Below are 10359 nucleotides of genomic sequence, written 5' to 3'. Positions count from 1 at the left end.
GTGGTCACGGCGGAAGCGGAAGTGGCGGTGGTGGCAGTCACAGCGGAAGCGGTGGCGGCGGCAACAGCGGCAGTGGTCACAGCGGCAGCGACCATGGCTCGGGCCATTCCGGCAACACCGCCTCATCCTCGTCCGGGCGCAGCGGCACCCACAACGAGCCGGGGGATGACCACGGGGTACATCGCGCTGGTGAAGTGGGTGATGACCACGGAGTACATCGTGCGGGTGAAGTCGGCGACGACCGCGGCGTTCATGCCAACGGAGAAGTCGGCGACGACCGCGGCGTGCATGCCAACGGAGAAGTCGGCGATGACCGTGGTGTGCATGTCGGCGGTGAGCCGGGCGATGACAAGAGGTCCTGACGGGCGCTGGTCACCCGAGCTCCACACCCCCCTGTAGGAGGTGCCGCAGGCTGCGATCTTTTGATCTTGTTTTTTTCGAAGATCAAGACCAAAAGATCGCAGCCTGCGGCCCCTCCTACGCGGGTTCGTTATGTGCCTCAGACCTCGGTCTGATCCAGCCGCTCACGCAAGAATTCGATCAACGCCTGCACAGGCCTCGACCCCTGGCGATGTTGCGGGTACACCGCCGACAACGTCAGCGGCTCCGGCCGAAACTCATCCAGCACCGGCACCAGCCTGCCATCTTTCAAGGCCGCCCCGACAATAAACGTCGGCAGGTACGTAACCCCCATACCGGCAATCGCTGCGTCTTTGAGCAATTCACCGTTGTTGACCCGCATCCGCCCGGTGACCTGCACAGCCAGTGGTTTGCCCTGCCCTTCGAAACGCCATTGCACCTGACGGCCATGACCGTAAGGCAGGCAATCGTGGGCGATTAAATCTTCGGGTTTAAGCGGCGTGCCATGCTCCGCCAGATAAGCCGGGCTGGCGCAATACACACGCTCGATGGACGCGATGCGACGAGCAATCAGCGTCGAGTCTTCCAGCGTTCCGATCCGCAACGCCAGGTCATACCCCTCGCTGAGCAAATCCACCGGGCGATCACTCAGGTCGACTTCCACGGTGACGTCGCGATAACGCTTCAGAAACAGCGGCAGCAAACACCCCAGATGAGCCAGGGCAAACGACAGCGGCGCACTCACCCGAATCGTGCCGCGCGGCTCCGTGGTCTGCCCGGCGATGCCCTGCTCCACTTGCTCGACTTCACCCAGCAGGCGCAAGGCTGACTCGTAATAACTCTGGCCCAGCGGCGTGACGTCCAGACGCCGGGTGGAACGGTTGAGCAGCCGCACCCCCAGACGCTCTTCGAGTTGCATCAAACGTCGGCTGACGAATTGCTTGGAAAGCCCCAACTGATCGGCCGCCGCGGTGAAGCTTCCGGAGTCCATCACCTGGCAAAAAATACGCATATCTTCAAAAGGGTTCATTGTCACGTCCTGGTTGACAGTCAAACACTTTATAGCGGCTTTTTCCTTTTCCGGCACCCTATTAATCTGTGTTCACCCCGCATGCTCCCGCCGGGACCTTCTTCTCACATTAAAAGGATTTGCCCGCATGAACCTCGTCAAGAAAACCCTGACCGCCTCCCTCCTCGCCCTTTCCGTCAGCAGCGCGTTTGCGGCGGGCAGCCCCGGTGTCGAACACAACACCCAAGCCTTCCTCGAAGCCCTCGCCGCCGGCGGTGGCAAGCCCCTCGAGCAGTTGAGCCCGAAAGAGGCCCGTGCAGTACTGACCGGTGCGCAGAATTCAGTGAAGGTTGATCTGTCGGGAGTGGACGTCAGCGACCGCGCCATCAAGGTCGACGGGCAAACCATCAACCTGAAAATCGTTCGTCCGGCCAAGGTCAAAGGTGAATTGCCGGTGTTCATGTTCTTCCACGGTGGCGGTTGGGTGCTGGGCGATTACCCGACTCACCAGCGTCTGATCCACGACCTGGTTGTCGGCTCCGGTGCCGTCGCGGTGTACGTCGACTACACGCCTTCACCGGAAGCGCAGTACCCGACCGCAATCAACCAGGCCTACGCCGCCACCCGTTGGGTCGCCGAGCACGGCAAGGACATCGGCGTCGATGGCAAGCGCCTCGCGGTGGCCGGCAACAGCGTCGGTGGCAACATGGCGGCGGTCGTGGCGTTAATGGCCAAGGAACAGAAAACCCCGGCATTGCGCTTCCAGTTGCTGATGTGGCCGGTGACTGACGCCCGGTTCGACACCGGGTCGTATCAGCAGTTTGCCGAGGGCCATTTCTTGACCAAGGGCATGATGAGCTGGTTCTGGGACAACTACACCACTGACGCCGGCGAACGCGCGCAGGTCCATGCGTCGCCGTTGCAAGCCAGCGCCGAACAGCTCAAAGGCCTGCCAGCCGCGCTGGTGCAGACGGCGGAGTTCGACGTGCTGCGTGATGAAGGCGAGGCCTACGCCCGGCATCTGGATGCGGCGGGTGTGCCGGTGACGGCGGTTCGCTACAACGGCATGATTCACGACTTCGGGTTGCTGAATCCGCTGAGCCAGATTCCTGAAGTGAAAGCGGCGGTGCGTCAGGCGGCGCTGGAACTGAAGACCCACCTTAACTGAGTTCCTTGCGACCTCGCGAAGCTGCGAGGCTGCACCGGTCCCCTGTAGCAGCTGTCGAGCCTGCGAGGCTGCACCGGTCCCCTGTAGCAGCTGTCGAGCCTGCGAGGCTGCGTTCGGCTGCGAAGCAGTCGTGAAATCAGTCGATGTGGTCGTTCAGGAAGACCGCGTGTACAGGATTTACGACTGCTTCGCAGCCGAACGCAGCCTCGCAGGCTCGACAGCTGCTACAGAGTCCGTATTGTCCTGACAGGTTCGGCAGCGGCTACATCCAACGCAAACATTCTCCCTGGAGCGTCCCCCCATGTCCTTCCTCCTCGCCCACCTGCTCTCCTTGAGCGCCCTGCTGCTGGTGATCGACACGGTGCTCTGGCACCTCGCGCCGTTCAAACACCGCGTCGTTCGGGTGGGTGTGCGCCTGGCATTGTTTCTGGTGTTCAGCGCGCTCATCATCAACGCTGGCGTCAGCCCGTTGCAGGCACCGCTGTTTGCCGATGATTCCGTGGCGCAAACAGGGGCCACGGCGTTGGGGATTCTCTGGTGGTTGTACGCGGCACGGGTGCTCACCGAGGTCATCGGCCTGATCCTGATGAGACGCATCGGTCACAGCGGTCGGTTGCTGCAGGACGTCATCGGCGCGCTGGTGTTTCTGATCGCCATCGTCGCCGCGGCCGGTTATGTGCTGGAGCTGCCGGTCAAGGGATTGCTCGCGACTTCAGGCGTGGTGGCGATCGTCGTCGGTCTGGCGCTGCAAAGCACCTTGAGCGATGTGTTTTCCGGCATCGTACTCAACACCACCAAGCCTTATCAGGTGGATGACTGGATCGTGATCGACGGCGTGGAAGGCAAGGTGCTCGACATCGACTGGCGCGCCACGCACCTCCTCACCAGTGCCGGCAGTACGGCAGTGGTGCCGAACTCGGTGGCGGCCAAAGCAAAAATCGTCAACCTCAGTCGGCCGAGCAACATGCACGGCGTGTCGATCAGCATTCAAGTGCCCAACCACATCCGCCCACGCCGAGTGCTCGACGCACTGGATCGCACGCTTCAAGGCAGCAGCAGCCTGTTGTTGAATCCGGCGCCGAAAGCCGTGCTCAAGGAGGCCGGCGAAACCATGTCCGAATACGTGGCCAGTGGCTTCATTACCGAGCTGGGCAAGAAAAGCGAAGTGCGTAATCAGCTGTTCGACCTGGCACATCGGCATCTCGAAGCGGCGGGTATTTCCCGGCAGCTCGATGGCGTGATCGAACCCTCCACCCGCGCCCGTGCCTTGCTGGACGAAGTGAAAATTTTCCGCTCCCTGAGCGAAAACGAACGCGATGAACTGGCACGGTCCATGGTCCCGCAGCAGTACGCGGCAGGCCAGGTTGTGCTGGAACTGGGCGAGGTACCGGACAACCTGATGGTCATTGCCACGGGCGTGGTCAGCGCGACCGTTCACGACGGTGACGGACACACCGAAGCCGGACGCATGGGGCCGAGCGAGGTCATGGGCGAACAGAGCATCCTGACCGACACGCCATCGATGGCCACGTTCACCACATTGACTTCGTGCATCATCTACCGGATCGACAAGTCATTGACCCGAAACTGCATGGAGCAGCGCAGCGAGGTGGGTCTGGCGTTGAACAAATTGCAGGCCGTGCGGCAGCAGAACAGCCGTTTGGCGTTGATGGCCAAACCGGTGCACATCAAGAAAAACGGCTTTTTGAGTTGGCTGCAAAAACGCCAGAATGTATGAGCAGACCTGTAGATATGGAGCTGGCCACATAAGGAATGACGCGCATTGGCGTAATGCTGTAGGCATACATTTGTGGCGAGGGGATTTATCCCCGTTGGGCTGCGAAGCGGCCCCAAAACCTGCAACCGAGGTGTATCAGGTACACCGCGTGTGATGGTTTTGCGCCTGCTTCGCAGCCGGACGGGGATAAATCCCCTCGCCACAGTATCGTGATTGCCTGAAACTATTACTGGTGCTCGCTTATTTGGAAGTCAGCACCGAATAGCTGTTCATCAGGTTGCGATAGTTCGGGATGCGCGGCGACAGAAGGTTTGCCAGGCCTTCCATGTCGTTGCGCCAGTCACCCTGCAGCTCGCAAGCCACCGAGAACCAGTTCACCAGTTGTGCACCGGCTGCAGCCATGCGCGCCCAGGCGGCTTGCTGCACGGTTTCGTTGAAGGTGCCGGAAGCATCCGTCACCACGAACACTTCAAACCCTTCAGCCAGTGCCGACAACGTCGGGAAGGTCACGCACACGTCGGTCACCACACCGGCAATGATCAACTGCTTACGGCCAGTGGCCTTGACCGCCTTGACGAAATCTTCGTTGTCCCAGGCATTGATCTGGCCTGGACGTGGAATGTACGGCGCGTCCGGGAACTGCTCTTTCAACTCTGGAACCATCGGGCCGTTCGGGCCATTTTCGAAGCTGGTGGTGAGAATGGTCGGCAGTTTGAAGAACTTGGCCACATCGCCCAAGGCCAGCACGTTGTTCTTGAATTCGTTCGGCGAGAAATCCTGAACCAGCGAGATCAGGCCCGTCTGGTGGTCGACCAGCAGGACAACCGCGTCGTCTTTGTTCAAGCGTTTGTAAGGCACATTGCTCATGTAAAACTCCTCGATGGATGGGTGTTACAGACAGCGCCGACGTAGTTGGCCGGCGCTTATTTGTGAGTGTCAGAAGGCAAAACACGAGCAGCCGAAAGCGCCCCAGAACCCGGCGAAATCGCTGACTGGCGCGTTCGATAACCGTGCCCGGTCGTGGCTGTGGGCGTGTACGCCGCAGGGGCCGCTGCAATGGTGAACCTGGGCCTGCATCGGCGAGGTCGGGCGCCAGTGGCCAGGGACTTTCACCACGGGCGACCAGTCCGGCAGCACCGGGACGCTGGCCGGCCCGAGTTTTTCGAAGTCACCGGCGGCATACACCACCTTGCCGCCCACCACGGTCAACACCGATTCGATCCACTTGATGGCTTCTTCATCGACGCTGAAAAAGTCTGCGCTGAGCGCCGCGACGTCAGCCAGCTGGCCGACTTTGATCATGCCCTTCTTGCCCTGTTCGGAAGAGAACCAGGCGCTGCCGTGGGTAAACAGTTCCAGCGCGGTCTGCCGGGAAAGGCCCTCGCTATGCAGCTCCAGACCACCGACGGTGCGGCCGCTGACCATCCAGTACAGGGAAGTCCACGGGTTGTAGCTCGACACCCGCGTGGCGTCGGTGCCCGCGCCCACCGGCACGCCTTCGGCCAGCATGCGCTTGATCGGCGGCGTCGCTTCGGCGGCTTTGGCGCCGTAACGCTCGACAAAATATTCGCCCTGAAACGCCATGCGATCCTGAATCGCAATGCCACCGCCCAGCGCCCTCACCCGCTCGATGTTGTGCGGGGTGATGGTTTCGGCGTGATCGAAAAACCACGGCAAGCCATTAAACGGAATGTCGCGATTGACCTTCTCGAAGACGTCGAGCATGCGACTGATGGATTCGTTGTAGGTGGCGTGCAGGCGGAACGGCCAGCGCTGTTCAACGAGATGGCGGACCACCGGTTCCAGTTCGTCTTCCATGGTTTGCGGCAGGTCTGGACGCGGTTCAAGGAAGTCCTCGAAATCCGCCGCCGAGAACACCAGCATTTCCCCGGCGCCGTTGTGCCGCAAAAAGTCATCGCCCTGATGCAGGGTCACGCTGCCGGTCCAGTTCTTGAAGTCGGCCAATTCTTCCTTGGGCTTCTGGGTAAACAGGTTGTAGGCGATGCGAATGGTCAGTTGCTGGTCTTTGGCCAACTGCTCGATCACCTGGTAATCGTCCGGGTAATTCTGGAAACCGCCACCGGCATCGATGGCACTGGTCAGCCCGAGACGGTTGAGTTCACGCATGAACTGGCGCGTCGAGTTGACCTGATACTCCAGCGGCAACTTCGGGCCCTTGGCCAGCGTCGAGTACAGAATCATCGCGTTGGGACGCGCCACCAGCATGCCGGTCGGATCGCCGTTGGCATCGCGGACAATCTCGCCACCCGGCGGATTCGGCGTGTTGCGGGTGTAACCGGCCACGCGCAACGCCGCACGGTTGAGCAACGCACGGTCATACAGGTGCAGCACGAACACCGGCGTGTCCGGCGCCGCCTGGTTGAGTTCTTCGAGGGTCGGCATGCGTTTTTCGGCAAACTGGAATTCGTTCCAGCCACCCACTACCCGCACCCATTGCGGCGTCGGCGTGCGATCAGCCTGTTCCTTGAGCATGCGCAGCGCATCGGCCACGGACGGTACACCTTCCCAGCGCAGTTCCAGGTTGTAGTTCAAACCTCCGCGGATCAGGTGCAAGTGTGAATCGTTGAGACCGGGGATCACGCAACGTCCCTTGAGGTCGATCACCTGGGTATTTGCACCCCGCAACGCCATGGCCTGCGCATCGGTCCCGACCGCGACAAAACGGCCTTCGCTGATGGCCACGGCGCTGGCAAGCGGGTTTTCCCGGTCAACGGTATGGAACTGGCCATTGAACAAAATAAGATCGGCGTTCATCGCGTTTCCTTAGGCGTAGTGGAAGAGGACAGCCAGGGCGCGAACAGGCGCGTCGCCATCGGCATAAACAGATAAACCACCGACACCACGATGGTCAGGGTGATCAGGAAAGTGGCGACGAAGTAGCTGGAGAGGAAGGCATTGAGGCGCAGCACCGGCCCCCAGATCAGCGGCACCAGCAAGGTGTGGGGCAGAATCACCAACAGCGTTACCACGGCCTGCTTCCAGCGTGGCGGCGGCGCCGAAGCGTCGACCTGCGGCGCGAACCAGAACTCGTTGACCGGGTTGACTTCGGTCTGGTCGCCGTCGGCAAGCATCGGCGTGGCTTCGTTCACCAACGCCAGCCGTTGCGGCGAGTCGAGCCAGCGCTGCATCGCCTCCGTGGAGCAAAAGCGCAGCACGCACGTGTAGGAATCCAGGCCGGCGTTCTTGCCCCGAACCACGTCCACGCCCAAGTGCCCTTCCTGCTGTCCGGCAATGGCAACGATGTTGCGCAACCAGGCTTCATACGGCACTTCAAAACCGGCCTTGACCCGGTGTTTGACCACCAGCGTCACGACCTCCTCAAAACCCTTTGCAGGCGTGTCGAGTGAGTTTGATTCAGGCATAACGCAAGGCTCCGGAAAAACGCACAAACCCCCGACATGCAAGTCGGGACATGAGTGGATAGTGCCGGTACGGGTGCGGGGGAAATTGGATGTGTGTGCTGTTTTCGTGTCAGGTGTAAAAGCACCATGGCTGGAGTAAGTCTGTTCGCAGCCCGGTGCAGGTGGTGCCTGGGCCACCGCAATCGCCAGCAGGCTAGCTCGCACTGTTTAGACAGGGGTACATCCGTGGGCATCAGGTTTGGAGGCAGGCCGCCATCGCTGGCAAGCCAGCTCCCACAGGATCGAGTACAGCCGCATGAATCGCGGTCGGCTGACAGGCCGTCTTCGCGAGCAGGCTCGCTCCTACAGTTTGATCGGGTACATCCGCGTGAATCAGGTCGGTCAATCGGACGCTATAGTCGGAATGCCGCCCAGAGCAAACTGTGCTCCTACAGAAGATCCCCCCACCGCCATTGCCCTTCACCACTCAAGGCCGAGCGTTAGCTCGCCTGCAAGCTTTTGATTTTGATCCACCCGCCCCGTCGGGACACCGGAGCGAGGGAACACCGAGCTTTAGCGAGGTGCCGTACGCTTGGGGCGAGCCTTTTTTTGCTTAGTTTTTTTTGGCGTTTGAAAAAAAAGTGAGTCGCCGTAAGGGCGAAACCCCTAAGTGGCCGTTACCGCAGCAATGGATATGTACACCTGCAAAAAATGGGTCGGCGGTCAGACCGCCATCGCAGGCAAGCCAGCTCCCACAGGAACGAGTACAGCCGCGTGAATCGGGTAGGCTGCCAGACCGCCATCGCGAGCAGGCTCACTCCTACAAGGGGATCGGGTACAGATCCAAGAGCCTGGGAGCCCCGAAAACCCACTCGTCACGACAAAACAGGCAACGGCCTGGACATGAAATCACTGATCCGCGACCGCAACCAGCGCTCCGCCGGATCGTTATCATGCACCCCACTCCACGCCATCGACAGCTGCGCCGCCTCAATCGGAAAAGGCGGATCCTCAGCACGCAACGCACACCCCTCAACCAACGCACACGCCGCATAATCCGGCACCGTAGCGATCATCTCGGTGCCCGCCAGCAACGCCCGCAACCCACTGAACTGCGGCACCCCCAACACCACCCGCCGGCAACGCCCGATCTTCGCCAGATCCAGATCGATGTTGCCACTCAGATCGCCCGAAAACGACACCATCGCATGCGGTCGCTCACAGTATTCATCCAGCGTCAGCGGGCCCGGCCGTTTATCGCCGCGCAAAATCTTGCAGGGAATGTCGCGCAACGTCTTGCGCTTGGCATTGGCCGGCAGGTCCGTGGTGTAGCTCACCCCTACGGAAATCTCCCCCGATGCCAACAACGCCGGCATCAACAAAAAGTTCGCCCGCCGCACCACCACAATGATCCCCGGGGCTTCCTCGCGCAGGTGCGTTAACAACGGCGGAAACAGACCGAACTCGGCATCGTCCGACAGCCCGATGCGAAACACATCGCTACTGGTCGTCGGATCGAACTCCTTGGCCCGGCTGACGGCGCCCGAGATGGTGTCCATCGCCGGCTGCAACTCTTTGAGAATCGCCAGCGCCCTCGCCGTCGGCTCCATGCCACGGCCGTTGCGCAGCAGCAACGGATCGTCGAACAGGTCCCGCAACCGACCCAGCGCCGCACTCACCGCCGGTTGCCCCATGAAGAGTTTTTCGGCGACACGGGTGAGGTTCTTTTCGAACATCAAGGCCTCGAAAATGACCAGCAAGTTCATGTCGACGCGGCGTAGATCATTACGGTTCATGGGCACGGTTCCTTATGTATTCAGCCAGGCGCGAGGGTGATGATTGTGTCTGAGTTTGCTTGAGCGCGCCCGGCATAAAAGTGAAATTAACAACGATTAACTCGCCAGCCAGAGCCTTGCGAACAAGAATGAGTTTCACCGACTCGGACCTCTGCCATGGCTCACTTTCAGCAAAACACCGCCCGCGCGGCAGTCACTGAAACGCGAAAAAAAAACACCGGCGGTTTGACTCCGTGGCGCGAACAGCTGGCCAAGCAACTGATTCTCGAGCGCCTGGGTGAAACCGTGGAAGTGACCGAACTGGCGCGCGCCTGCGCCCTCTCACGCAGTCATTTTTCACGCGCCTTCAAGTGCAGCACCGGGCTCTCGCCCCAGGACTGGATTCGTCACCAGCGCATCGCCCGTGCCAAGCAACTGATCGAGAGCACCGACCTGTCCCTGACGCAAATCAGCCTGGAGTGCGGTTTCTGCGACCAGGCACATTTCTGCCACATCTTCACCCGCAGTGAAGGCATCAATCCGTTTGCATGGCGCTGCCGGACTGTTCGCAGCCAGACCGTGTCCTGCGCCTACACATCTCAACTTCACGCTCGATAGTCCCGACGAAGCCTGAACGTCCAAACCTCGCGCCCAATTCCCTGACAACGCCAAACCTGTAGCAGCTGCCGAGCCTGCGAGGCTGCGTCCGGCTGCGAAGCAGTCGTAAACCCGGTAAACGCGGTCTGTCTGAAACACCGTGTCGTCAGGTTTTACGACTGCTTCGCAGCCGGACGCAGCCTCGCAGGCTCGGCAGCTGCTACAGGTAGTCCGGCTCAGCCTGATGCCGCCGGCGCGGATGCAGGCCTGCGTCGTTGTGCGTCAATCATTCAGGAATGCCAGCAGATCAATTCAATGGACGGGCCATGCGCTCGGCGAGGCGCGCCACG

General features: G+C 60.8%; 8 protein-coding genes and 1 pseudogene. 4 read left to right on the top strand and 5 right to left on the bottom strand.

Annotation, left to right across the window (positions count from 1 at the left end; genetic code table 11):
* Positions 1-362, top strand: a pseudogene (locus GBC55_RS29000) (hypothetical protein); the annotation flags it as partial.
* Positions 363-499: 137 nt separating this feature from the next.
* Here GBC55_RS29000 and GBC55_RS28995 read toward each other — a convergent pair.
* A complete protein-coding gene (locus tag GBC55_RS28995; protein WP_162441053.1) occupies positions 500-1390 on the bottom strand; it encodes a LysR family transcriptional regulator in 891 nt (296 codons plus the stop codon).
* A 127-nt stretch (positions 1391-1517) separates the two neighbouring features.
* Here GBC55_RS28995 and GBC55_RS28990 point away from each other — a divergent pair, with 127 nt between their 5' ends.
* A complete protein-coding gene (locus GBC55_RS28990) occupies positions 1518-2537 on the top strand; it encodes an alpha/beta hydrolase (RefSeq protein ID WP_162441052.1) in 1020 nt (339 codons plus the stop codon).
* A 301-nt stretch (positions 2538-2838) separates the two neighbouring features.
* Positions 2839-4275, top strand: a complete 1437-nt coding sequence (locus GBC55_RS28985; RefSeq protein WP_162441051.1) for a mechanosensitive ion channel family protein — start codon at positions 2839-2841, stop codon at positions 4273-4275.
* Positions 4276-4515: 240 nt separating this feature from the next.
* On the opposite strand, the gene ycaC is transcribed toward GBC55_RS28985, so the two are convergent.
* The 4 genes from ycaC to GBC55_RS28965 all read right to left on the bottom strand — a co-directional run bounded on the left by ycaC (position 4516) and on the right by GBC55_RS28965 (position 9433).
* A complete protein-coding gene (gene ycaC, locus GBC55_RS28980) occupies positions 4516-5142 on the bottom strand; it encodes an isochorismate family cysteine hydrolase YcaC (RefSeq protein WP_008032694.1) in 627 nt (208 codons plus the stop codon).
* Positions 5143-5211: 69 nt separating this feature from the next.
* The gene (locus tag GBC55_RS28975) at positions 5212-7050 is read right to left on the bottom strand and encodes an amidohydrolase (RefSeq protein WP_162441050.1); all 1839 of its coding nucleotides are present in this window, start codon (positions 7048-7050) and stop codon (positions 5212-5214) included.
* Positions 7047-7658 (bottom strand): antibiotic biosynthesis monooxygenase, encoded by a 612-nt coding sequence (locus GBC55_RS28970; RefSeq protein ID WP_162441049.1) that lies wholly within the window; start codon positions 7656-7658, stop codon positions 7047-7049. The genes GBC55_RS28975 and GBC55_RS28970 overlap by 4 nt, the downstream gene beginning before the upstream one ends.
* 854 nt (positions 7659-8512) lie before the next feature.
* Entirely contained in the window at positions 8513-9433 is a 921-nt protein-coding gene (locus tag GBC55_RS28965) for a LysR substrate-binding domain-containing protein (protein WP_162441048.1), read from the bottom strand.
* 156 nt (positions 9434-9589) lie between these two features.
* Here GBC55_RS28965 and GBC55_RS28960 point away from each other — a divergent pair, with 156 nt between their 5' ends.
* The gene (locus GBC55_RS28960; protein ID WP_162441047.1) at positions 9590-10030 is read left to right on the top strand and encodes an AraC family transcriptional regulator; all 441 of its coding nucleotides are present in this window, start codon (positions 9590-9592) and stop codon (positions 10028-10030) included.
* Positions 10031-10359 lie beyond the last annotated feature (329 nt).

It is taken from the genome of Pseudomonas sp. TNT3, from assembly GCF_010095445.2.
GTDB lineage: Bacteria > Pseudomonadota > Gammaproteobacteria > Pseudomonadales > Pseudomonadaceae > Aquipseudomonas.
This window is presented reverse-complemented; position numbering and strand designations above follow the sequence as displayed.

Excerpts from the sequence above, each read along its gene's own strand:
- GBC55_RS28995 (WP_162441053.1), bottom strand. The coding sequence starts at position 1,390 with ATGAACCCTTTTGAAGATATGCGTATTTTTTGCCAGGTGATGGACTCC.
- GBC55_RS28990 (WP_162441052.1), top strand. The coding sequence starts at position 1,518 with ATGAACCTCGTCAAGAAAACCCTGACCGCCTCCCTCCTCGCCCTTTCC.
- GBC55_RS28985 (WP_162441051.1), top strand. The coding sequence starts at position 2,839 with ATGTCCTTCCTCCTCGCCCACCTGCTCTCCTTGAGCGCCCTGCTGCTG.
- ycaC (WP_008032694.1), bottom strand. The coding sequence starts at position 5,142 with ATGAGCAATGTGCCTTACAAACGCTTGAACAAAGACGACGCGGTTGTC.
- GBC55_RS28975 (WP_162441050.1), bottom strand. The coding sequence starts at position 7,050 with ATGAACGCCGATCTTATTTTGTTCAATGGCCAGTTCCATACCGTTGAC.
- GBC55_RS28970 (WP_162441049.1), bottom strand. The coding sequence starts at position 7,658 with ATGCCTGAATCAAACTCACTCGACACGCCTGCAAAGGGTTTTGAGGAG.
- GBC55_RS28965 (WP_162441048.1), bottom strand. The coding sequence starts at position 9,433 with ATGAACCGTAATGATCTACGCCGCGTCGACATGAACTTGCTGGTCATT.
- GBC55_RS28960 (WP_162441047.1), top strand. The coding sequence starts at position 9,590 with ATGGCTCACTTTCAGCAAAACACCGCCCGCGCGGCAGTCACTGAAACG.